The organism is Paraburkholderia sp. CNPSo 3272 (assembly GCF_024206495.1).
Taxonomy (GTDB): Bacteria; Pseudomonadota; Gammaproteobacteria; order Burkholderiales; family Burkholderiaceae; genus Paraburkholderia.
The window spans coordinates 1-22,472 of sequence record NZ_JAMBPQ010000043.1 but is presented as its reverse complement, the minus strand read 5'-3'; the positions used below and the strand labels follow the sequence as shown (position 1 = coordinate 22,472).

The window sequence follows — 22,472 nt, the reverse complement described above, 5'->3', positions numbered from 1 at the left end:
CTTCGGTGCCCCCTCGTTCACCACGGAATCGTCTGATTTTCCCAGCGGGTAAATGTCCCCGACGGGCCCTTCGGTCCCAGCAATATCACGCGCACCGCCTCGCGGGCACCTTCCTCGACGGTCTCCGTGCCCGTGTAACCGTTCAGGTTCGTGCGGGTGTAGCCCGGCGAGACGGCGTTGACCCTGATGCCTTCCGGCTCCAGTTCGATCGCCATGGCAACGGTCAATGCATTGAGCGCCGTCTTGGAGGCGGGGTATACCGGACCGAAGATCGAGCGCCACGGGAAGGCAGGGTCCGAGTTCGTCGTGAGCGACCCAACGCCACTCGACACGTTGAGGATGCAGGCGGCCGTCGATTTGCGCAGGAGCGGCAGCATCGCCTGATAAACGGCCAGCACGCCGAACACGTTGGTGTCCCACACCGCGCGCATTTCATCGAGAGAGACATTGCTCGGGCGGGTGGTCTTTGCGAAGTCCTCCACGGATTGGCCGGGTTGCCGGTTCGTGCTAGAAATCGCGGCGTTGTTGACGAGCACGTCGAGGCGGCCATGCTCGTCGCGAATGCGCTGCGCGGCAGCTGCGATCGAAGCCCGATCCGTCACGTCGAGCTGGAGCGCCCGCGCGTTCGGCCCAATCTCCCTGGCTGCGACCTCACCGCGTTCGAGATTGCGCGACCCGACGAGTACCGTGAGGCCGTGTGACGCAAGATCCTTCGCGATCTGAAGACCGATTCCCTGATTGGCTCCGGTGACGAGAGCGATGACATTGTCCTGCATGAGAATCTCCTGGTGTTGATTAGTTGACCTCAGCTGCCCATGCTTTCGCGTCAGCGCCGGCGGGAATGTGCATCGGAGTCGAGGGGTCGGTTGCCGCGCGCCACACGGCCTCGGCGACGTCCTGTGCCTGGGTGAGAGGGGACGCCGTGTCCTCCAGACGCGCGAGGACTCCTTTGACGAGACCGGCATAGGCTTCGTTGTCGAAGCCGTGGATATGGGCACGCGCGTTCTCTCCAAAGCGCGTCTCCAGCGAACGGCCCGGCAGTACGAGGCGCGCCCGCACGCCGAACGGCTCGAGTTCCAGCGCCATCGACTCGGTGAACGCGTTCACCGCAGCCTTGCTGGCGCGATACGCGCCGAGCAGCGGGAGCGCCTTCAACGTCACACTCGACGTAACGTTTACGACGACGCCGGCCTTGCGCTTGCGGAACTGAGGCAGCACGGCTTGCGTCACTGCGATCGTGCCGAACGTGTTGGTCTCGAAGACCTCGCGCACGGCCTCGATCGGAACAAGTTCAGCTGGGGAAGCCGCGCCGAACCCCGCATTGTTGACGAGGACGTCGGTCGGGCCTGCGGCGCTGACGGCCGCGCGTATGCTTTCCGGCTTCGTGACGTCGAGCGCCAGCACGCGCAGGCGTTCCGAAGGCGGCAGTACGTCGTCACGCGGCGTACGCATCGTGGCGACGACCCGCCAGTCGCGGGCCAGGAAGTACCGGGCGATCTCGAGCCCGAAGCCGGACGAGCAGCCGGTGATCAGCACGGTTTGCATGGAATCTCCTTTGGCATGGGTCGCGTGTGTCCATACGATAGATCGCGCAGACCGTACTTGCTACAATCAAAGATCCGAATTTCGTTTGCAGGAGTCCGGCCATGATCGATCCGTTGGCTGAAGTCGTGACGCTGCTGCAGCCGAGTGCGCGCTTCTCCAAACTCGTCCTCGGCGCCGGCCCCTGGCGCATCAGTCGGTCGGGTGCTGGCGAGCCTTTCTATTGCGTCATCCTCGACGGCGGGTGCTGCATCACGATCGACGATCATGCGCCGCTCGAACTCGTGGCCGGCGACTTCGTCCTGATTCCAGCGTCCTATGGCATCGAGGTGAGCAGCCTCGAGCCTCCCCCGCCGGACGTCGACCCCGTGACGCCGGTCGCGATGGGCAACAATGAATTCAGAGTCGGCGCGCCGGACCACCCGGTCGACTCGCGCATGGTGGCGGGCCACTGCAGCTTCGGGTCGCCGGATTCGTCCCTGCTGGTTTCGCTGCTGCCGCAACTCGTGCATGTCCGCGGCCAGGAACGGCTGGCAACGCTCGTAAAACTCGTGCGCGAGGAGTCGAGAGCGCAGCGGCCTGCGCGCGAAGTCGTGCTCTCCCGCCTGCTGGAAGTGCTGCTCATCGAGGCACTGCGATCCACGGCGGGAACCTATGCGCCACCGGGGCTCGTGCGCGGGCTCTCCGACAGCCGCCTCGCGGCCGCGATCCGGGAGATGCACGAGCACCCGACGAAGCCATGGACGGTTGCCGCGCTCGCGAAGGAGGCCGCGCTCTCACGTTCGACCTTTTTCGAGCGCTTCAGCCGCGCAGTCGGCGTCGCGCCGATGGAATACCTGCTGACCTGGCGCATGGCGCTGGCGAAGGATCTGTTGCGTCGCAATCACGGCCGTATCGCCGAGATTGCACAACTTGTGGGCTATAGCTCGGCCAGCACGTTCAGCGTTGCCTTTACGCGGCACGTCGGCCGGCCGCCAACGCAGTACGCGCGCGAGGAGCAGATGGCTCCGGATGGCGCGTAAGCAGGCGCGAGCAGGCTGCCTGGAGGACTGTTCGCGTCGGCCAAACTTGTCCGCGGCACCGCTGCGACTACTGTCCGAGTATGGAGAGCGCCTCATGCACGGGCGCGAGGGAGACAGCGACGATTCCGCCGAGCGGCGTGTTCATTTCCAGAATCAGAAAAATGGCAATGGAGGTGGATATCGCGCCCAGAAAGAACGTGACGACGACTGTCGTGTTGGGTGAGGTGAACAGCCCAAACGAGCCGAAGATGATGCACAGCCACAGCACGAGCGTTAGCAGGAGCGGCATCGGGGTCGAGCCTGCCGCCTGCAGCAGCGCAAGCTCGCGCATGGCAAGGACGTCGCCGGCGATCTGGATGGCGTGCGCCTGCAGCCGGCGTTGCGTTTCGCTGTTCGGCGACAGTTCCGCCAGCCGGCGTTGGATATTCTCCCCGCGTTTAAGCTCCTCGGGGCTGCGCATGCTTGCCAGCTGAGCCGGATCGCCGGAGCTGATCTTCCGGATCCCTGTGGCGACGCCCTGCTTCAGCGAGGCCCGGATCTCCTGCGTCTCTGGACCATACTGTGCCAGTGTGCGATCGAGCAGAATGATATTGGTGGCGTCACGTACGACCGCTGCGTTCGCTGCATCGAATGAGCTTTTCGCCGACGAGATCAGCAACCCGAGCACCAATGCGGCCATGGTGGCTATCAATCCAATCGTCAGCTTAATGACGCTGACCGATTCGTCGCTGAGATGGTGCGCTGGCAGCATGGTGTGCAGATACAGGCCGAGCAGGGCGCTACTAAACACGCATGCAAACACAATGACCGCAATGCCCAGGTGTGGCACGGTTCGATTCTCCGTTTTCGCGTGCAGGCGCGGTGGCCTTCGCCGGATGCCTGAACGATTGTTTTGTATTACACGCCATGTAATTGGCCAGGCTGCGGGGCATCACTACTCTGTGACTGTCGTGTCATCGCCCCTTGATGCATGCGTCCCGCTTCAAGGGAAATATCGTGGCTAACTTCCCCGTATATACACTGGAATCGGCACCGGAAGCTCGAAGTCGGCATTTCGAGGCTTGCCTGCCGGCCGACGAGAAGCTCGCGGCGCTTTCGCATCTCGCGCGCACGTTGATCGACAAGCGTGAGCGTCTCGACGCCCAGGACGTCGCGTCGTTCACGGCCGCGGGTTTCGCTCCGGCTGCGGTGCGGGTCGTCATTGTGTTGTCGCTGCGTCGCCGATGACGAACTATACCGGCAGCGTCGCCAATCCGCCGCTGGTGATCGACGGGCGCAAGGCATAACCGAAAGGCGGATGTCTACGGGGCGCGCCTACCAGGACGATGCAGGAAAGCGCACAGCGTCTGGAATTTGAGGCAAGCGCGGAATAGTCATCGCCCGCAAGGTGTTCTGTTGACGCAAAGTAGATTCGCGTAGTGAAGCAAAGCCATCGAGAACCTTGGTATCTCTGCGAAAGGAAACAAGACAATGGAAACGCAATCGAGCACCTTGACGTCTGAAACCGGAAACGCATCTGCCGCTTCTCCGCAAAAGCTGCTTCAGCTGGCCATGGGTTTCTGGGCCTCGAAGGCGCTGCTATCCGCGGTCGAACTCGACCTGTTCACCGTTCTGGGCAGAGGCCCGCGCACCGCAACACAGCTGATGGAGCAAATGCAGTTGCATCCGAGATCGGCATACGATTTTCTCGATGCGCTGGTTGCGCTGGGGGTCCTGGATCGAGACGACGGCCTGTACCGCAATACCGCCGAGGCCGGTGCATTTCTCGACAGAGCCAAGCCGGGTTGTATCGCCGGGTTTCTGGGCATGGCTAACAACCGCCTATACCCGTTCTGGGGTTCGCTGACCGAAGCGTTGCGCACGGGGCTGCCGCAGAACGAAGCAAAGCAGGGCGGTAACCCGTTCGAGGCAATCTATCGCGACGACCGCGGGCTTCGTGAGTTTTTGGGTGCAATGACGGGTGTCAGCCTGGATCTGGCCAAGGAGATGGCGCAAAAATTTCCCTGGCAGAACTATCGCTCGGTTGTCGACGTCGGCACCGCGCAGGGTGCTCTCGTGGCGGAGGTTGCACGTGCACACGAGCACCTTGCGGGGGTTGGTTTCGATCTGCCTGCCGTCGCTCCGGTGTTCAACGACTACATCGCGGCGAACGCGCTACAGGATCGAATTCACTTTCATCCGGGCGACTTCTTCAAGGACGCGTTGCCATCAGCCGATGTCCTCGTGATGGGACACATTCTCCACGACTGGAATCTCGAACAGAAGCGCGAACTGCTTGCGAGGAGTTATCAGGCGTTGCCCGCTGGCGGGTGTCTGATCGTCTACGATGCGATGATCGACGACGAGCGCAGGCACAATGCATTCGGTCTGCTGATGAGTTTGAACATGCTGATCGAGACGCCCGGCGGTTTCGACTATACCGCCAGGCAGTGCGGCGATTGGATGACCGAGGCGGGCTTTCGTGAGATCAGAGTCGAACCGCTGGGAGGGCAAAACTCGATGGTGATTGGCGTCCGCTAGCCGTCGAGATGCGACAGCATGGGCGGCAGGTAACGTGTGCCCGCGGTCTGGTGTCCGGCAAGGAAACTCCGGATGCGATCCAGATCCGCTGACGCCAGGCGAACTGAAGCTGCGCTCAGGTTTTCCTCGAGGTATTGGCGCCGTTTGGTGCCAGGGATCGGCACCAGATCGTCACCTTGCTTGAGCAGCCACGCGAGCGCGAGCTGGCCTGGTGTCACGGACTTCTCGTCGGCAAGGGTCTTGATGAAAGCTGCGAGCTTGACGTTCGTATCGAAGTTGCTGCCCTGTATGCGCGGATCGTTGGCTGCTCGCCAGTCGTCGGCGGGCAGTTCCTCCGCCCGCCGGGCGTTGCCGGTCAGGAAGCCCCGGCCAAGCGGACTGTAGGGAACAAAGCCGATACCCAGTTCGCGCAGGGCCGGCAGCACCTTGTCTTCGACGCCGCGCTCGAACAGCGAATACTCGCTTTGCACGGCCGAGACGGGTTGCACGGCATGGGCGCGCCGGATGGTATCGACGCTCGCTTCCGACAAGCCGAAATAGCGAACCTTGCCTGCGGCGATCGCATCCTTCACCGCGCCCGCCACGTCCTCGATCGGCACGGCGGGATCCACGCGGTGCTGATAGAGCAGATCGATGTGATCGGTCTGCAAGCGGACCAGCGACGCGTCGATCACCTCCTTGATATGCTCGGGGCGGCTGTCGAGGCCGCGTACCCCGTTGTCGAACTTGAAGCCGAATTTCGTCGCGATCGTCACCGCGTGACGACGTCCTTTTAGCGCGCGTCCGAGCAATTCTTCGTTGGCGAAAGGACCATAGATCTCCGCGGTATCGAGGAATGTGCAACCGAGTTCGATCGCCCGATGAATCGTGGCGATCGACTCCGTGTCGTCGGGCGTGCCGTACGCGTAGGACATCCCCATGCACCCCAGCCCGATCTCCGAAACCACGAGTCCTTCACGTCCAAGCTTGCGCGTATTCAGCATATTGCCCTCCTGTGATGGCTAGCTACTTAGGATGGCACGCGCGTCGCAGACGTGTTAGCACAATACTCTCGATTGCTTGCACGATTCTTCGATGCTTGTTTTCGTTGCTAACGCGTACACACACGCCTGAGCGCGCCTCGCGCTACCCTGGGGCGAGCCCCGAATCGAACCTGTGGCATTACATCGCGCCTTCTCAGCGGCATTTCTCAGCGAGTCCATATAAGATGCATTGAAAATGAATGTATTGGCGAGAGTGATCATGACCGTCTTTCGGATCGAAGAACCCACCCCTGCGGCTCGCGGCGGTTTCGCGCTGTGGGCGCTCGGCTTCCGGCCGTTCTACCTTGGCGGCGCGCTCTTCGGCGGCGCGGCGTTACTGGCCTGGATGGCCGCGTATGCCGGCCATCCGTTGCCGGGGCTCAGTTCCTACCTGCCGGGCACGTTCTGGCACGCGCACGAGATGATTTTCGGCTTCGGCGCAGCGATCGTGGCGGGCTTTTTGCTGACCGCCGTGCGCGCGTGGACATCGGTCACGCCGGCGCAGGGCAAGTCCCTCGCGGCGCTGTGGCTGCTGTGGCTCGCGGGCCGCATTACCGTTGCTTACGCACCGTCTGGCGCCGCCGCCGTGGTCGACAGCCTCTTTCTACCTGCATGCGCGCTCGTTCTGCTGCGCGTGCTGATCGGCGCGAGGAACAGCCACAACATCTTCTTGCCGGTCGCGCTCGGCATGCTCGCCGCGCTGAACGTGGCGTTCCATCTTTCGATGCTGGCCGGCCGCGCGGACTGGGCGCTCCACAGCGCGTACCTCGCCGTGGGCATGCTGGTGCTGTTCATCACGATCATCGGCGGGCGCATCATCCCGTCGTTCACGGCCAACGCCGTGCCGGGCTACACGGCGCGGCGCTGGAATGCGGTCGAGCGCGCGGTGATGCCGCTCAGCGCGCTGGCGTTCGTGCTCGACGCCGCGCTCGGCTCAGGCTTGCTCGTCGCGATCGCCGCGCTCGCGGCGGCGTGCGCACACAGCGCGCGGATCTGGGGCTGGCGTTCGTGGCGCGTCGGCAACCGGCCGATCCTGACCATCCTGCACATCGCCTATGCGTGGATACCCGTCGGGTTCCTGCTGCTCGCGCTCGCCGCAATGGGTTTGGTCGCGCATACGCTCGCCGTTCACGCGTTCACGGTGGGCGCTATCGGTTGCGCGATCATGGCAATGATCACACGCACGGCGCGCGGACATACGGGCCGCAAGCTCGTGCCGGGCGGCTTCGACATCGCCTGCTACGTGTTGCTCGTACTCGCGGCGCTGATTCGCGTGGCGGGACCCTGGCTCGCGCCGCAGTGGCTCACATTCTGGATCGAAGCGTCAGGTGCGTGCTGGGCCGTTGCGTTCGCGGCCTACTGCTATCGCTACGCCGGCTGGCTCGTTGCGCCGCGTGTCGATGGTAAGGACGGCTGAACCATCGGCCTTGCGCACGGCGGATCGCGCGAGTATGTTGACTGGCTAGGGCTGGACGCGCGTGACGCCTTGGCCCGCCGATGAAGGAGGGTGAGCAATGCATCACTCTGTTCAGATCGCAGCCGCGGCCTGTCTCGTCTTTGTAACCTCGGTGCAGGCTCAAACGTCAGCTTCGGCGCCGCCAGCGGCTGCTGTGCCCGAGCGCATGCCTTACGACATTCCTTACGGTTCGCCTATCGGGCTCGAGGCGGCGAAGCATCTGCTTGCGCTTGCTGAAGCCGAGGCGCGCAGCCACGACTGGAAAATGAACATCGCCGTGGTCGATCCGCATGGCGATCTCGTTGCCTTCGAGCGCATGGATGGCGCGCAATACGCCTCTGTCGAGGTCTCTCAGAACAAGGCGCGCACGTCCGCGCGCTTTCGCCGCGAGACCCGCGTTTTCTATAACCAGTTCGAGAGCGGTCATGCCTACGTTGCCACGCTCGTGCCGGACCTCGTGGCTTCGCCCGGCGGCTTTCCGCTCGTGGAGGACGGTAAGCTGATCGGTGCGATCGGCTGCAGCGGCGGCACGGGCGATCAGGATGCCGTAACGTGCAAGGCGGCGGCTTCCGCTGTGAAGTAAACGCGCGAAACGCCGGAGCTTCTTGCGTCAATGCGGCGAGCCGTACCCCTGCACCTTGAGCAGATGCTCGCGCATGCAACGCGCGGCGGTTTCGCCGTCGCGGGCGAGAATCGCGTCGACGATGGACGCACCGGCCTCAGGAAACTCCGCTCGTAACTCACGATACAAAGCGTATCGTTGGAGTGAGGCCTGGGCTGTACTTCAAGGCGCCGCTCACGCTTGCGCCATTTCCAGAAGTTTCGCCACGGTATTCATGTTGCGCGCCGTTCCGGCCTTTGCCGCCGCGATCTTGAGCTTCGAGCGCCCGATACCGTCCTTGTAGAACACATAGATCTCGCGGGTGCCCAGGCGGAATTCTTCCGCCGCCTGGCCGCTCACGTTGTCGAACGCGTCCGCGGGCGGCGGCGTGTCGAGAAAGATGGCGACGGTGCGATCAGGCGCGGCAGCGGGAAACGGGTTGCCTTGCAGCACCGAGGCCAATTCCGCGTCCGTACGCACTGCTACGCCAACGGGCTTCCCTGCATAAGCTTCAAGGCTCTGCTCGAGCTTCTTTTTTACCGATGCTTCGCCCAGCCGGCTCTCGAACACCACGTTGCCGCTCGCGATATAGGTGCGCACTTGCGTGAATCCGAGCGTTTCGCACATGCCGCGAAGTTCGGGCATGGGGAGCTTGCCCGTTCCGCCGACATTGACGGCGCGCAGCAGGGCGATATAGACGGGCATGAGATTGGTCGGTAAGCCGCGAGTTAGTCGGGGCGCTGCGAATCGGCTACGGCGAGGCCTTCGTTTGCCACGACGGCGGCGCGCCTGCGTGCGTTGATCGTCACGAAGACCGCCATCAGCACCATGAAGGCGGCGAGTAGCAAGGCGCTGTTGACGAGCACGTGCGCGTAGCCGAGCTGAGCGACGTCGATGAACGGGTAGGGATAGAAGTCGGTCTCGCTGCCACGCCAGAAGGTGACAACAAGGTAGCCCAGCGGATAGACGAGCCAGACGAGGCGATCGCGAGCGCTAAGGGTGAAGCGCGGCACGAACAGCAGCCAATACGCCGCGCACAGCAGCGGGATCAGGCTGTGCAGGCTCTCGTTGAGCAGCGCGCGATAACCGTGCGGCGTCCAGAGATGCCGCAGCAGCAGATTGTAAGCAATGCCAACGAACACGATATACACCGTGACTGCGCTCACTGCGCCGGGAGCGCGGAGCAAGCGTGCGGGCCACGAGCGAGCGCGCAGCGCGATGCAGGTGAAGGTGAGCGCGACGAGCAATACGGTGAGATTGGTGAGGTAGGCCGAAAGCCTGCCGATAGCCTCGAACGTGTCGAAGCCGCGCAGCACCATGCGCTGGATCGTAATGTCGGTTTGGGCGGCGAGCGCTCCCCACGCGAGCAGCGCGATCAAACCCGCCAATGCGGTGGCGTAGGTGCTTTGCGGCTGCGCCGTGCCGGTGAGCGGCACGGCAGCCGCGCGTGCGGGTAGCGGTGGTTCGGACATGCAGCGATGGTAGCGCACAAAGATCAGGCGCGTCCGAAGCGGCTCGGCCCCGGCGGCAGGCTATTTGTCGCCAGCGCGCTCCGGAGTCGAAACGAGACATAGGCGCACGAGATCACGCAGTTCAGTCATGAGCACCGCGCGCCGAAAGTTCTTCGTTGGCGACGTCGGCGACGCCCTTGAGAATATGGATCGGCACGAGCCCTGGCCGGTTTGAGATGCGCTTTCGCCCGGGGCAGGCTGCCGGCGACGCCGCCGCGCATCGCTTCGCAAAAGCGCTTGCGGTGGTCGCCGTTACCGCTGCGGATATCCAGGAGTGCAGGGGCAAAGTTGCGTTGCGATTGCAACCGCAGCACGAAATCGACGAGCGCATCGGCGACGGCCTCGAGCGTCATCCCTGAACCTGTTGCTCCCGCCGTTAAAAAACAGTTGCACAGCTTAGGGGAAAACCCTATACTTGACTCGTCTCCTCCATGTCTCCTCCTGATATGGATTCAGCCCGCTCTCTCAGCGGGCTTTTTCTTTTCTGGCGCCGGGATTGGTTCGGGCCGCCAGCCATTCTCGTCGGTCATTCCTTTACGAACACAAAATCGCACTTGCTCGCGGTCGTGCGCGAGCCGCTGCCAGAAGTCGCGTCGAACTGCGCGCTGACTTCATACGAATAGGGCGTTCGAGTGTTGGTGTGCCGGGATGAGGCGGTCAGACCTTGGGCGACGAGCGTGGCGGACCCATCGGGTTCGAGCTTGCCGTCCAGCGTGAGCCAGCCACTGGCATCCCGTTCGCCGTGTTCTCCGTGAAGGACGTTTTGCTGGATTTCGACGGGGAATTGATATCGGTAGGCCGGTGTCTCGCCGGCGCCCTGGGGGCATGTGAGCGTGACGCTCCAGTCACCGTCGAAGGTGCCGGCGGCGTGTGCCGCGGATGTCCCAGCAAGGCCCGTGCAAACGGCGATGCAGCGCACGGCCAACATTAATTTACCTGCCCGCATTGCGGCTCCCGATGTTGAGTCATCTGGCACTATTGTCGCCGCAATTGGCGTGCCGGTATGGGCGCCGTCGCACAGTGCGTTCTGCGCCAGCACGGCCCCGAGTCGTGCCTTTGTCAGACTGGCTGCGGCCCAATTATGCAACTAACTGTCGACCTCGACCACAACAATCAAATTTGGTCGGCGCGACTACAAAGGAGTCCATCCATCGACGCGGACGCCGCCGTCTGCAGAGCGCACGGCGCACAAGCGCGAGCGCGAGCGCGCGTGCCGACTCTCTATGACTACCGCGCGGCGGCGGTCCTCATCGTCGGGCGAGATTGCGCTTGAGCGCCGCGCAGCCCGCATCCGTGAGCGGCTCGACCATCTGGATCCGCTCGTCGGGCTTGAAGTCGCTGATCCAGACCACGCGGCAACGTTGGGGTGAAGCCGGTGAATCCGGTACGACCTGAAGCGTCGCGTGATGATGCTCGAAGCGTCCGCCGCACACGCTGTAGGCGAGGCGCATGCGCGCGTCGTCGACGCCGATTACGCGCTCCTCAATCACGGTGCCGTCGGCGAACGTCACCCATCGCACGTCGCTCTCCATGCGCACGTCGGTCAGCACGCCGGCGAACACACGGTCGACATTGGCGGGATCGCGCAGCGCGGCCCAGACGTCCTGCGCTGCGGCTTCAACGGGAATGTCGCGGTAGACAGTAGCCATCGCACTTGTCTCCTTCGTTTTATGTGACGAGTGCAGCGTGCGCGCGCCACGCGCGGCGGTCCTGGGAAATCTTGACGTGGTTTGCGACGGCAGCGGCTGCGACGCGTGCCTCCTCAATGCGCGTGCCGATGGTGCACGTCGGGATAGTGCGAGTGGCTATGCGTGATCGGCGCGTGACGGTGCGCATGCGTGTGCGGCTCCGAGCCGTCCCACGCGAAATCGTGCTCGTGCTGATGGTGTTCCTCGTGCCGGTGCGCATGGGTGTGCTCGAGGGGCTCGTGCGTGTGCGCGTGGTCGTGACGTTCGCGCACGTGCAGCCACACGCCGAACGCCATCAGCGCGAGCGCGAGCCAGAAGGCGAGCGCCGGGCGCTCCGGCCACAGCAGCAGTGACAGCGCCACGCCGAAGAGCGGCGCCACGGAGAAATAAGCGCCGGTGCGCGCCGTCCCGAGATGGCGCAGCGAGACGACGAACAGCACGAGGCTCACGCCATAGCCCGTGAACCCCACGAGCATGGCGCCGCTGACCGCCTGCCAGGCGGGCCAGTGCGCGCCCGCGGCGAGCGCAATGCCGATATTCACCGGTCCGGCCACGAGCCCTTTGGTGCAGGCCACGACCATCGCGTCGTTGGTCGAGACCTTGCGCGTGAGGTTGTTGTCGACGGCCCAGCACAGGCACGCGAGCGCGACGAGCAGCGCGCCGGGCGCGATGCCGGACACGGCGCCGGCATGCGCGCCGGGCCACGAGAGCAGCACACCGCCCGCCACGATCGCCAGCATGCCCAGCGCGATCTGCGCATCGAAGTTTTCGCGAAAGCAGACCCAGGCGATGAGCGCCGTCAACACGCCTTCGAGGTTCAGCAGCAGCGCGCTGGTAGCGGCGGGCGTGCTGTTCAGGCCGAGCATGAGCAGGGCGGGCGCGGCCACGCCGCCCGCGGCGATAGCACCGGCAAGCCATGGCAGTTCAGCCAGGCGCAGTGGGTCGTGTCCGGGCCCATGTGCGGCGCTTGAGGCGCCGCGGCGCGCGAGGAGACGCCGTAGCAGCAGTACGACCGCGAGCCCCGAGCCGCTGCCTAGATAGAAGAGCCCCGCGAGCATGAACGGCGACACGCTGCCGAGCAGCGCCTTGGCGAGCGGTGTGGTGATGCCGAACAGGGCCGCCGCGAGCAGCGCCATGAAGATGGTATGCCGATGGGACTTCATCGCAGACTCGAAGCGAAAAGAGGTCTAAAAGAGCGTAAAAGAAGCACGATGGGCGCGCAAGCGGGCTGCGCGTTGATCGCGCCGCCTTAGCCAGCGTTACTGCCGAATCAAAGCCATCATCGCGCCAAACCCGACGAACACGCCGCCCGTCACGCGATTGAACGCTTTTGCCACGCGGCGGCTCTTGAGTGTCGCGCCGATGCGCGTGCCAAAACCCGCGTAGACGAGATACCAGCTCACTTCGCACACGGCGAAGGTCGCGACGAGCACACCGAACTGCGGCAGCACCGGTCGGGTCGCGTCGATGAACTGCGGCAGGAGCGCCGCCGCGAAAAGGATCGCCTTGGGGTTGCTGCCACCGACGAAAAAGCCGTTGCGATAGAGCGCCAGCGGCGAGCGCAGGGGGCGCGCGGCCACAGGTTCGGCAACGTCCGCGGCAGCCTCGGGCACGGGTGCGCCCCAGGCCTTGATGCCCAGGTAGACAAGGTACGCAGCGCCGATGAAGCGCAGCGCGTTGAACATGGTCGGCCACGCTTGCAGGAACACGCCGAGTCCGGCCGCCGAAACGGCCAGCATCAGAACCAGTGCGGAAAGGCAGCCGGCCATGGTCGCGCTGCTGCGGCGCAGTCCGTACTGCGCGCCGTGCGACATGATGAGCAGCATGTTGGGACCGGGGATGGCGCAGACGACGAAGACGGTGACGAGGAACAGCCACCAGGTATGCAGAGTCATTGCAGCGGCGAGATCAAAGAGGGCTGGAAAACGGCGAAAGGGACGATTATGCCAGCGGACGGCGCGCGCCTGGCCGCGGACCGCAGGCCGGCGACGAACCGGCGTCCGCTGAAAACGCGAGGCAGGAAAAAGAAAAGCCCGCAGCGAATGCGGGCTTGAACCATGCCAAGGGAGACATGGAGGAGACAACCTCACTATAGTCAAACAATTGACGCATCGCAATATACGTTCGTATGTGACATCCTTAATCATTGTCAGATTAATGAGTTAGTGATTGATGCGGCCATCGCGCAGGCACACAATGAGGCGGCGCGCTCGCTGGAGCGGCGCACGGGAGGCGAGACGTCGCCTCATCAGCCCGGAGCGGGTTTCAACTGGAGGGGTGAAATGGGCATTCTGGACAAGGTGGGTGAAATTGCCGGTGCGGTAGCCGCTGTGGAAGGCGCCGAGAAGCTCGATCCGAATGCGGGCTTCCTGACCAAGGCAGCTGCCGCGGTTGCCGGTTTCGAGGGCGCCAAGGAAGTCGAGCAGCTAGTCGAGAAGAAGGAAGACGAAAAGCCCGCCGACGACAACACCGCGCAGCCCGCGGACGGGTCGGATCAGCAGACGTGAGCACATCGCCGCGCGCATGACGGTTTGACCGGGAGTCGGGCGCGCATCGCTTCGTATGGCTGCGTATCAATTCGATACGCGAGTGGCAGTACAGATACAGCAAAGCCGCGGCTGGACCAGCCGCGGCTTTGCCATTGGACCACCCACCGGGCGGACCCCTAGCGCCCGGAAGCCGGCGACGCGCGATAAACGAAGCCCAGCGCGATGACCGCGACCGTGAAGCCGAGGGCGACGAGGCACACCCCGCTCCAGCGCGCCGTGGCCCACGCCGCGCCGGCCATGAGCGCGCCGGCGGCGCCGCCGACGAAGAACATCCCCACAAAAATCGCGTTGAGCCGGCCGCGCGCGGCGGGGTTGAGCAGGTTGACCGCTCGCCGCCCGAGCGTCTGGTCGGCGATGACACCCGCATCGAGCGCACCCGCGCCCACAACGAGCAGGCCAAGCGCCAACGCCGGATGGGCGGCGGGCGAAAAGCCTCCCCAGCCCGCGCCCGCCACGCCCAGCAGTACGACCGCGCCGAGCATCGTCGCGTGCGCGGCGTATTGAACTGGGCGCCCCGCGCCATGGTCGCCCAGTCGGCCCGCTAGTGGCGTGACGATCGCGCCGCTCGCGCCCGCCAGTGCGAACGCGGCAACGCCGTTCATGCCGAGCGAAAACGGCGGCTGCGAAAGCAGCAGGGCGACCGCGGTCCAGAACGCCGAGAAGGCGCCCAGCGCAAGCGCCGCGAGGAAGGCGCTGCGCCGCAGAACGCGTTCGGTGCGCAGCAACGTCCAGAGCGAATAGAGCAGATCGGCGTATCGCGCCTTCACGGTCGGCGTGCGGCGCGGCGTGCGCAGAAAGAGAACCACGGCGAGCAGGGCATCCGCCACCGCTTCGATGCCGTAGAACGCACGCCAGCCCAGCGTTCCCGCGATCAGGCTCGCGAGCGGCCGTGACAGCAGAATGCCCAGCATCAGGCCGCTCATCACGTTGCCCACTGCCCGTCCGCGCCGGCTTTCGGGCGCCATGGAGGCGGCCATGGGCACGAGCATCTGGATCACGCTGGAGGTCGCCCCCGCAAGGAATGCCGCGGCGAGAAAGAGGGGGCCCGAGCGCGCCAGTGCCGCGAGGGCCAGAAACCCGGAACAGGCGAGGAGGGTGCGGAAAATAAGGCGCCGGTTCTCGAGCAGATCGCACAGCGGAACGAGCAGCAGCAGGCCGGCCGCGTATCCGAGCTGCGGCAGCATGGCCACTGCGCCGACGAGTTTCGGGCGCAGATGCAGCGATTGGCTCACGAGCCCGGCGAGCGGCTGGGCCGCAGACAGATTGACGACGATCACACCGACTGCGGCCGCGAAGAACAGCGTCATCGGCAGCGTGAGCGTGGCGTGAGTGGCGTGATTAGCGTGGCTCCCGGGGGTGGCTTCGCGCGCCATCACGCGCGTACAGGGTTCAGCAGGGTGCTCCATCCAGTGGCTCCGCAACGTGGCAGGTTCACCTATCGTAGGGAGCGCCACGTTATGCGACAATTGAATTATCGCGATAATCTTTATGCGGAGTTATTGTGAACACCCGAGATCTGGAAGCCTTCGTAGCGGTGGTCGAAAGCGGCTCGCTCGTGCGGGCGTCTGAGCGGCTGTTCCTGACGCAGCCGGGCCTCACGCGCCGCGTGCAGAACCTGGAGACGACGCTCGGCATCGAGCTTCTCGACCGCCAGAGCAAGCCGCTGAAGCCCACGGCCGCTGGCAACGAGGTGTACGGCCTCGCGCGCTCGGTGCTGCGCGCGGTCGACGACCTGATGTCGGTCGCCTCGCCGGAGAGTGAGCCGGTCGGCGAACTCAAGCTCGGTGTGCCGCCGTTTCTCTCGGAGCTCGCGCTCGAACAGCCCGTCGATCAATTGCGCGGCGAATTTCCCAAGTTGACGCTGCGTGTGAGGGCGGGCTGGTCGCCAGGCCTCCTCGACGAGGTCGAGCGCGCGCGTCTCGATGCGGCCGTAATCCTCCTGCCCGCCGCAGTGATGCCGCCGGAGGGCGTGGTCGCGACTCAGCTCGGCTACACGCCGACCCTCGTCGTCGCGGCGCGCTCGTTTGGTTTGCCCGACGAGCCCACCACGCTCGCCGCGCTTGCGCACCATCCGTGGGTGCTGAACCAGGACGGCTGCGGGATGCGCTCGGCGCTGAGCCGCGCCATGGGCATGGCGGGTCTGCCGTTCAACGTCGCGGTCGAAGCCTTCGGCTCCGAACTGCAGCTTTCGCTGGTCGCGCGCGGCATGGGCGTCGGGCTCGCCGCGCCGCAGGCGCTCGCTCGCAGCCCGCTGCGCGACCAGCTGCAGATCATCGACGCGACCGACTTCCGATCCGGCCTGAATGTGTGGCTCGTGCACGGGGCGCTGCCGGGGCGTCTCGTGCGGCCGGTCGCGCTCATCCGCGATGCGCTGGCGAACAAGCTGGAGATGGCCGAGGTGGCGTGACGGTGCGTTACCTGGCGCTCAGGCGTGGCCGCCGTTGTTCGCTTGGGTTCTGCAACACCAGCCCGGAGTTCACCGTCGTGCGCGGGCTAGCCCCGCGCCAGTAACGCAGCCGCGGGACCTTTGGCGCCCCGCGGTTTCTCCCTTTCGCATGAGTCGCCTCGGGGCAAATCGCGCCCGCGAGTCGTGAACCGCTGGAAATCCAGCACGGAATCAGCAGCATGCTGTTTCTCAGCCAGCAACCTGCACACCGTTTTACCGTTGCGCTTACACCTGTTTCCCCAAAAAGGATTGGCATGGCTTCTGCTTTATCGGTAGACAGCGAGGCCCAATCACGGGCCACCCATCAAGCCGATACCTGGAGCCCCTATGACCGCATTGAATTTCGCCAGCACGGTGGCAGTTGCTCCCGTTCTTTCTCTCGGTACGGATTACGAGCGTCTCGCCTCACGCTTTCGACCTATCTTCGCCCGCATAGCAGAGGGCGTGCTCGAGCGTGAGCGCGATCGTAGCCTGCCTTACGAGCAGATCGAATGGCTCAAGGCCGCAGGGTTCGGCGCCGTTCGCGTGCCGGTTGAGCATGGCGGCGCGGGGGCTTCGTTGCCGCAACTGATTCAGCTACTGATCGAACTGGCCGAGGCGGATTCGAACCTGCCGCAGGCACTGCGCGGCCACTTCGCGTTCGTCGAGGACCGGCTCAATGCGGAGCCCGGGCCGGCGCGCGACGTCTGGTTCAAGCGATTTGTCGACGGCGAACTGGTTGGCAACGCCTGGACCGAGATCGGCAGCGTGGCGATCGGCGACGTGCTCACGCGCGTGTCGCGCGATGGCGCGCGTTGGGTCGTCAACGGCGAGAAGTACTACAGCACGGGCAGCATCTTCGCTGACTGGATTGACGTGTTTGCGCGCCGCGACGACACGGGAGAAGACGTGATCGCGGCCGTACGGGCAAGGCAGCCCGGCGTGACGCATCACGATGACTGGGACGGTTTCGGCCAGCGTACGACGGGCAGCGGCACCACCACATTCGTCGGCGCCGAGGTGGACGAGATCGACATCATCGACTTTTCGACGCGCTTCAAATACCAGACCGCGTTCTACCAGCTTGTGCTGCTGGCCGTGCTCGCGGGCACGGGCCGGGCCGCGCTGCGCGACATCTCGCAGGAGGTGCGTTCGCGCCGGCGTATCTTCAGCCACGGCAATGCGCCTTCGTTCGCGCAGGATCCGCAGGTGCAACAGGTCGTGGGCCAGGTCTCGTCGCTCGTGTTCGCGGCCGAGGCCACAGCGGTGCGTGCGGCGCTAGCTTCGCAACGCGCGTATGAGGCGCGTTTCGGCGGTGACGAGGAGGCCGAGCACGCAGCGAATGTCGATGCCGAACTCGATTCCGCTCGCGGCCAGAGTGCGATCGCCGATCTGGTGCTGCGCGCTACCACGCTGCTGTTCAACGCGCTCGGCGCATCGGGCACGAGCGAGCAGAAGCGGCTCGACCGCCACTGGCGCAACGCCCGCACGGCGGCCTCGCACAATCCGATCGTCTTCAAGGAGCGCATCGTCGGCGATCGCGAAATCAACGGCACCGAGCCACCGTACGTCTGGGCGATCGGCGCCGGTCCCGCGTCTGTGCAGAAGGCGGCCTGAGCGCGAATGCGCGGTGCCGTCAGCTGGACGGCGCCGCTATTTGAGGGCCGCGATTTCCTTCGTCCGGATCAGCCGCGCGCGCAACACGTTGCGGCTGATGCCGAGGAGCCTCGCGGCCTGAATCTGGTTGCGGTGGCTGTACTCGAATGCGGTGCGCATCACCATGTCCTCGATCTGTTCGAAGAGATTTTCGTGCTCACCGTTGAAGAGTTCGAGCAGCGCCGATTCGAGCGCGTGGTGCGGACCGCTCGGCGCACTCGCGCTCGCACCAGCCGGGGCCGTGATGCCGGACGAGAACAGGTGCAGGTCGCCATCCTGCAGGGTGTTGTGGCGGCTCACGAGCAGCGCGTGATGGATCACGTTCTCAAGCTCCCGAATGTTGCCCGGCCAGCTGTACGCGAGGAGCTTCTGCTCGGCGCGCGGCGAGATCGTGCCCGGCCCGTAACCGAGCCGGCCGCGGTAGTCCTCGATGAAGTAGCGAGCGAGCGGAAGGATGTCGCCGGTGCGCTCGCGCAGCGTCGGAATGGCGAGCTGCACGACGTTGAGCCGGTAGAACAGGTCGCTGCGAAAGTGCCCGGCCGCCACCGCGTGCTGCAGGTGGACGTTCGTCGCCGCCACCACGCGCACGTCTATCGGGATGCCGCGCCGGGAACCGAGCCGCACGACCTCACGCTCCTGCAGCACGCGCAGCAGCTTGACCTGCATGGACAGTGGCAAGTCGCCGATTTCGTCGAGGAACAGCGTGCCGCCGTTGGCCGCTTCGAACCAGCCAGGCTTGGCATGGAACGCACCCGTGAAGGCCCCTTTCTCGTGCCCGAAAAGTTCGCTTTCGACCAGCGTCTCGGAAAAAGCGCCGCAGTTCACGGCGACGAACGGCTTGTCGCGCCGCTCGCTCAGCCCGTGTACGTGGCGCGCGATCAGTTCCTTGCCGGTGCCGGTCTCGCCGATGATCAGGATATTCGCGTCGCTCGGCGCGACCAGCTGGATGCGCTCGAGCAGTTCGATTGACCGGGGATCGACGAACACCTGCGCGCGGGCGCGGATCGAGGTGGTCAGCGAATGCTTGTGCGGCAGCGTCAGGACGGGCACCTCGCCGTTGGCTTCGGCATCGTCGGACCATGCGTGGGGGAGCGGGTGGTTCATGAGTAGAAGCTCGGCGTGGGATAGGTTCGGTTGAGCGCCCATTCGCCGATCTCGCGGAGCTTGTACGCGAGCGGATCGTGCAGCGTATGGGTGCGCAGGTTGCGCCAGTGGCGGTCGAGCCGAAGCTCGCCGTGGGTCGCGCGGGCGCCGGCGACATCGAACATGCGCGTACAGATGTCGAGGCCCGTTTGCGCGGCGGCGACCTTTGCGCTCGCAATGGCGAGTGCCAGTTCTCCACGTTCGGCCGCGCCGAGGCGGGTGCCGTGCGACCATGCACCGTCGAGCCCGGCGGCAGCCTTGTCCGCGAGCGCGCGTGCGGCTTCCAGCCCGAGCCAGAACTCGCCGTACTGGCTCAGGATGTACGGGTCCTCGCCAGTGCCAGCGACCTTCGCCGCGGGCCACGGCCGTGCTTCGTTCAGGGTGTAGTGCCGCGCGTCTTCGAACGCGGCTTCGCCGATGCCGAGATAGATGTTCGTCAGTATCAATTGGGCAATGAGCGGCCGCAGGCACGCAAACGGCGACGAAAGCGGTCCCGGGTCCGAGAGCATCTCGTGATGCTCGACGCGGACCTGTTCGAACGTCAAGGAGCCGCTATCGGTCTGGCGTTGGCCGAAACTGTTCCAGTCCTGGGCGATCGAAATGCCGCTTCGCTGGGTCGGGATGGCGGCGACGAGAAACGCTCGGGTTTCGGCGTGGCGCGCGGAGACGATCAGCATTTCCGAGTCGAGCGCGCCCGAGCAGAAGCTCTTCTGTCCGCTGAATTCGAGCCACCCACTGCGCGGATGAGCCAGCGTACGTTCGTCGAGTGGATTGAGCGCGTTGCCCCAGAACCACCGGTGCCGCGAGGTCTGTTCGAACAGCGCGTGCCATTGCTCCGGCGAGCCGAACAGACGGACCGTGGCGAGCATCAGGTGATGAAATCCGAACAGGTGGGCGAGTGAACTGTCGGCGCTCGCGAGCACGCGCACGACGTTCAGAGTTGTGCGCCAGTCCGCACCGAGGCCGCCGTGAACGGTCGGAATGCTCAGGGCGAGCAGGCCGCTCGCTCGCAGCGCGTCGCGCTCTGCCTTGGGTGTGCCGCCGCGCGCATCGCGCTCCGCGGCGGTCTGTGCGAAGCGCCCGGCAAGATGCCGGGCGACGCCCAGGGGCGACTCGTCCTGCAGGACGGCCCGGACGTCCTCGGGCGCTTCGGCCAGCGGCAACGGTAGGGGAAGGGAAGCCATCGCAGTGTGATTGGTTGAAGCAGCCATGCACGCGCGTGCGTGCTGCTGGATCAGCACAGTGTTCAAGGTTTTGGCCGACGAGAGAAGCAACCATTTCTCATAACCTAATCAGGCTGCTGCGAGAGCAGCATCGAGACGCGAAGCCATGCGTCCTGCGCGCCTCCATTCATGTGATGAACCGGCGCTGCTGCGTGGGAAGCAGCGAAGCAGCAGCATTGTTGCCGGTGCGTCATCACATGTTGGCATATCGATCCGAGTGTCTTCGGGATGTGCTTATCAGGTGCATTTCCCCTTCTCGAGAGGCTGCTCGACGACGGAAACGGCTGCTATGTCAGCGGCTGAGCTGTGAGAGGTAAGGTCGCGCGATTTGGCACGCTCCTTGCCTTTAGCTCATGACGGGACCTATCAGGCACGTCCCGATTCACGAAGGAATCCTCATGAGCAAGAAATACAAGATCGTCGCAGTGTCGGGCAGCTTGCAGCGGCCGTCGCGCACGCTGGTACTGGTGCACTCGCTACTGTCCGCGCTGGAGGCCGCGCTGCCTGTCGAAATCCGCGTGATCGATCTGGGCGAGATCGCGGGGCGACTCTCCGGTGCGCTCACGCGTTCGCAGGCGCCGGCGGATATCGAAGAACATATCCGCGCGATCGAGACAGCTGACCTCGTAATTGCGGCGAGTCCGGTTTATCGCGCCTCCTATACAGGCCTCTTCAAGCATCTGTTCGATCTCGTACATCACGAGGCGCTGATCGATGTGCCGGTACTGCTGGCCGCCACGGGCGGCAGCGAGCGTCATGCGCTCGTGATCGACCACCAGCTGCGTCCGCTCTTCAGCTTCTTCCAGGCACGCACGCTGCCGGTCGGCGTCTACGCCGCCCAAAGCGATTTCGATCGCTACGAGATCGCGAGCGAGGCGTTGCGCACTCGTATCGCATTGGCTGTCGACCGTGCGGTCCCGCAACTCGTTGCGCGCGCGGAAAACGTCACCGCGGCGCTTGTCGTCTGAATTCAAAGTCATTCAAGGAACCTCCAATGAGCCAGACTACCCAAACCGGGGACGCCGTCAAGTTCGCCTACTGGGTGCCGAACGTGAGCGGCGGCCTTGTCGTCAGCACGATCGAGCAGCGCACCGACTGGAGCCTCGAGTACAACCAGCGTCTCGCGCAGACCGCCGAGCGCGCGGGCTTCGAATACGCGCTGAGCCAAATCCGCTTCACGGCCGGATATGGCGCCGAGTACCAACACGAGTCGGTTTCATTCAGCCAGGCGCTCCTGCAATCGACCACGACGCTCAAGGTGCTCGCGGCGATCCTGCCTGGGCCGTGGCATCCGGCCGTGGTCGCCAAGCAGATCGCCACCATCGATCACATCTCGAACGGCCGCATAGCGATCAACGTCGTGAGCGGCTGGTTCAAGGGCGAGTTCACCGCGATCGGTGAACCGTGGCTCGAGCACGACGAGCGTTACCGCCGCTCGAATGAGTTCATCCGCGCGCTCAAGGGCATCTGGACCGAGGACAACTTCACGTTCAAGGGCGACTTCTACCGCTTCAACAACTACACGTTGAGTCCGAAACCGGTGCAGAAGCCTCATCCCGAGATTTTCCAGGGCGGCAGCTCGCGTGCGGCGCGCGACAACGCGGCGAGCGTATCGGACTGGTATTTCACGAACGGCAACACGCCCGAGAATCTCAAGGCACAGATCGACGATATCCGTGCGAAGGCGGCGCAGAACAATCACCAGGTGCGTATCGGCGTCAATGCCTTCGTGATCGCGCGCGATACCGAAGAGGAAGCGAAGGCCGTGCTCGACGACATCATCAGGCATGCGCACGTCGAGGCGGTGCACGCGTTCGGCGATGCGGTCAAGGAGGCGGGCAAGGCGTCGCCGGAAGGCGAGGGCAACTGGGCCAAGTCGACCTTCGAGGATCTCGTTCAATACAACGACGGCTTTCGCACGAACCTGATCGGCACGCCGCAGCAGATTGCCGAACGCATCGTCGAGCTCAAGTCGATCGGGGTCGACCTGGTGCTGACCGGCTTCCTGCATTTCATCGAGGAAGTCGAGTATTTCGGCCAGAAGGTGCTGCCGCTCGTGCGCGAGCTCGAGGCGCAGCGCGAAAAGCAGGCCGCCTGACGCAAGTGTGGGCGGG

Annotated in this window: 25 protein-coding genes; 10 read left to right on the top strand and 15 right to left on the bottom strand. The window is 64.7% G+C overall.

From position 1 onward, the window contains the following. Positions 1-17: 17 nt before the first annotated feature. Both M3I53_RS31925 and M3I53_RS31920 read right to left on the bottom strand, forming a co-directional pair. Positions 18-776, bottom strand: a complete 759-nt coding sequence (locus M3I53_RS31925) for an SDR family oxidoreductase (protein WP_254319811.1) — start codon at positions 774-776, stop codon at positions 18-20. 19 nt (positions 777-795) lie between these two features. After that, positions 796-1,545 carry an SDR family oxidoreductase gene (locus M3I53_RS31920; protein WP_254319810.1) on the bottom strand — a complete coding sequence of 250 codons (750 nt, stop codon included), beginning with the start codon at positions 1,543-1,545 and terminating at the stop codon, positions 796-798. A 101-nt stretch (positions 1,546-1,646) separates the two neighbouring features. Between M3I53_RS31920 and M3I53_RS31915 the strand changes: the two genes are divergently transcribed. Continuing rightward, positions 1,647-2,564, top strand: coding sequence for an AraC family transcriptional regulator (locus M3I53_RS31915; RefSeq protein WP_254319809.1), 918 nt, complete (start codon positions 1,647-1,649; stop codon positions 2,562-2,564). A 67-nt stretch (positions 2,565-2,631) separates the two neighbouring features. Here M3I53_RS31915 and M3I53_RS31910 read toward each other — a convergent pair whose 3' ends face one another. Further along, positions 2,632-3,393 carry a hypothetical protein gene (locus M3I53_RS31910; RefSeq protein WP_254319808.1) on the bottom strand — a complete coding sequence of 254 codons (762 nt, stop codon included), beginning with the start codon at positions 3,391-3,393 and terminating at the stop codon, positions 2,632-2,634. 167 nt (positions 3,394-3,560) lie between these two features. Here M3I53_RS31910 and M3I53_RS31905 point away from each other — a divergent pair, with 167 nt between their 5' ends. Both M3I53_RS31905 and M3I53_RS31900 read left to right on the top strand, forming a co-directional pair. Next, positions 3,561-3,791, top strand: coding sequence for a hypothetical protein (locus M3I53_RS31905; RefSeq protein ID WP_254319807.1), 231 nt, complete (start codon positions 3,561-3,563; stop codon positions 3,789-3,791). 243 nt (positions 3,792-4,034) lie between these two features. Continuing rightward, positions 4,035-5,084 (top strand): acetylserotonin O-methyltransferase, encoded by a 1,050-nt coding sequence (locus M3I53_RS31900; protein ID WP_254319806.1) that lies wholly within the window; start codon positions 4,035-4,037, stop codon positions 5,082-5,084. Here M3I53_RS31900 and M3I53_RS31895 read toward each other — a convergent pair. After that, positions 5,081-6,067, bottom strand: coding sequence for an aldo/keto reductase (locus tag M3I53_RS31895; RefSeq protein WP_254319805.1), 987 nt, complete (start codon positions 6,065-6,067; stop codon positions 5,081-5,083). The genes M3I53_RS31900 and M3I53_RS31895 overlap by 4 nt on opposite strands. Positions 6,068-6,326: 259 nt before the next feature. Between M3I53_RS31895 and M3I53_RS31890 the strand changes: the two genes are divergently transcribed. Both M3I53_RS31890 and M3I53_RS31885 read left to right on the top strand, forming a co-directional pair. Beyond that, the gene (locus M3I53_RS31890) at positions 6,327-7,523 is read left to right on the top strand and encodes an NnrS family protein (protein WP_254319804.1); all 1,197 of its coding nucleotides are present in this window, start codon (positions 6,327-6,329) and stop codon (positions 7,521-7,523) included. Between the two features lie 97 nt (positions 7,524-7,620). Beyond that, positions 7,621-8,145, top strand: coding sequence for a heme-binding protein (locus tag M3I53_RS31885; RefSeq protein WP_254319803.1), 525 nt, complete (start codon positions 7,621-7,623; stop codon positions 8,143-8,145). A gap of 27 nt (positions 8,146-8,172) precedes the next feature. Here M3I53_RS31885 and M3I53_RS31880 read toward each other — a convergent pair whose 3' ends face one another. From M3I53_RS31880 to M3I53_RS31845, 8 genes are all read right to left on the bottom strand, one after another. Continuing rightward, the gene (locus tag M3I53_RS31880) at positions 8,173-8,313 is read right to left on the bottom strand and encodes an FCD domain-containing protein (protein WP_254319802.1); all 141 of its coding nucleotides are present in this window, start codon (positions 8,311-8,313) and stop codon (positions 8,173-8,175) included. 45 nt (positions 8,314-8,358) lie between these two features. Beyond that, the gene (locus M3I53_RS31875; protein ID WP_254319801.1) at positions 8,359-8,868 is read right to left on the bottom strand and encodes a DUF1697 domain-containing protein; all 510 of its coding nucleotides are present in this window, start codon (positions 8,866-8,868) and stop codon (positions 8,359-8,361) included. A gap of 23 nt (positions 8,869-8,891) precedes the next feature. Further along, positions 8,892-9,635 carry a Pr6Pr family membrane protein gene (locus M3I53_RS31870; RefSeq protein ID WP_254319800.1) on the bottom strand — a complete coding sequence of 248 codons (744 nt, stop codon included), beginning with the start codon at positions 9,633-9,635 and terminating at the stop codon, positions 8,892-8,894. Positions 9,636-9,760: 125 nt separating this feature from the next. Beyond that, the gene (locus M3I53_RS31865) at positions 9,761-10,027 is read right to left on the bottom strand and encodes a hypothetical protein (RefSeq protein WP_254319799.1); all 267 of its coding nucleotides are present in this window, start codon (positions 10,025-10,027) and stop codon (positions 9,761-9,763) included. A gap of 173 nt (positions 10,028-10,200) precedes the next feature. Then, entirely contained in the window at positions 10,201-10,620 is a 420-nt protein-coding gene (locus M3I53_RS31860; RefSeq protein WP_254319798.1) for a hypothetical protein, read from the bottom strand. Positions 10,621-10,921: 301 nt separating this feature from the next. After that, the gene (locus tag M3I53_RS31855) at positions 10,922-11,323 is read right to left on the bottom strand and encodes an SRPBCC family protein (RefSeq protein ID WP_254319797.1); all 402 of its coding nucleotides are present in this window, start codon (positions 11,321-11,323) and stop codon (positions 10,922-10,924) included. Positions 11,324-11,436: 113 nt separating this feature from the next. Continuing rightward, positions 11,437-12,525, bottom strand: a complete 1,089-nt coding sequence (locus tag M3I53_RS31850) for a DMT family transporter (RefSeq protein ID WP_254319796.1) — start codon at positions 12,523-12,525, stop codon at positions 11,437-11,439. Positions 12,526-12,621: 96 nt separating this feature from the next. Beyond that, positions 12,622-13,257, bottom strand: a complete 636-nt coding sequence (locus M3I53_RS31845; protein ID WP_254319795.1) for a LysE family translocator — start codon at positions 13,255-13,257, stop codon at positions 12,622-12,624. A 387-nt stretch (positions 13,258-13,644) separates the two neighbouring features. Between M3I53_RS31845 and M3I53_RS31840 the strand changes: the two genes are divergently transcribed. Next, positions 13,645-13,869 (top strand): hypothetical protein, encoded by a 225-nt coding sequence (locus M3I53_RS31840; RefSeq protein ID WP_028205419.1) that lies wholly within the window; start codon positions 13,645-13,647, stop codon positions 13,867-13,869. Between the two features lie 158 nt (positions 13,870-14,027). On the opposite strand, the gene M3I53_RS31835 is transcribed toward M3I53_RS31840, so the two are convergent. Then, complete coding sequence (locus tag M3I53_RS31835) at positions 14,028-15,317, bottom strand: MFS transporter (RefSeq protein ID WP_375542612.1); 1,290 nt, start codon at positions 15,315-15,317, stop codon at positions 14,028-14,030. 95 nt (positions 15,318-15,412) lie between these two features. Between M3I53_RS31835 and M3I53_RS31830 the strand changes: the two genes are divergently transcribed. Then, positions 15,413-16,318, top strand: a complete 906-nt coding sequence (locus M3I53_RS31830; RefSeq protein ID WP_254319794.1) for a LysR family transcriptional regulator — start codon at positions 15,413-15,415, stop codon at positions 16,316-16,318. A 366-nt stretch (positions 16,319-16,684) separates the two neighbouring features. Then, positions 16,685-17,953, top strand: coding sequence for an acyl-CoA dehydrogenase family protein (locus tag M3I53_RS31825; RefSeq protein ID WP_254319793.1), 1,269 nt, complete (start codon positions 16,685-16,687; stop codon positions 17,951-17,953). A 36-nt stretch (positions 17,954-17,989) separates the two neighbouring features. Here M3I53_RS31825 and M3I53_RS31820 read toward each other — a convergent pair whose 3' ends face one another. Beyond that, positions 17,990-19,096, bottom strand: a complete 1,107-nt coding sequence (locus M3I53_RS31820) for a sigma-54-dependent Fis family transcriptional regulator (protein WP_302057923.1) — start codon at positions 19,094-19,096, stop codon at positions 17,990-17,992. Beyond that, positions 19,093-20,319 carry an acyl-CoA dehydrogenase family protein gene (locus M3I53_RS31815; RefSeq protein WP_254319792.1) on the bottom strand — a complete coding sequence of 409 codons (1,227 nt, stop codon included), beginning with the start codon at positions 20,317-20,319 and terminating at the stop codon, positions 19,093-19,095. Before M3I53_RS31815 ends, M3I53_RS31820 begins: the two co-directional genes overlap by 4 nt. Before the next feature lie 437 nt (positions 20,320-20,756). On the opposite strand from M3I53_RS31815, the gene msuE reads away from it, so the two are divergent. Next, entirely contained in the window at positions 20,757-21,326 is a 570-nt protein-coding gene (msuE, locus tag M3I53_RS31810; RefSeq protein WP_254319791.1) for an FMN reductase, read from the top strand. A 26-nt stretch (positions 21,327-21,352) separates the two neighbouring features. After that, positions 21,353-22,456 carry a dimethylsulfone monooxygenase SfnG gene (sfnG, locus tag M3I53_RS31805; RefSeq protein ID WP_254319790.1) on the top strand — a complete coding sequence of 368 codons (1,104 nt, stop codon included), beginning with the start codon at positions 21,353-21,355 and terminating at the stop codon, positions 22,454-22,456. Positions 22,457-22,472: the final 16 nt, after the last annotated feature.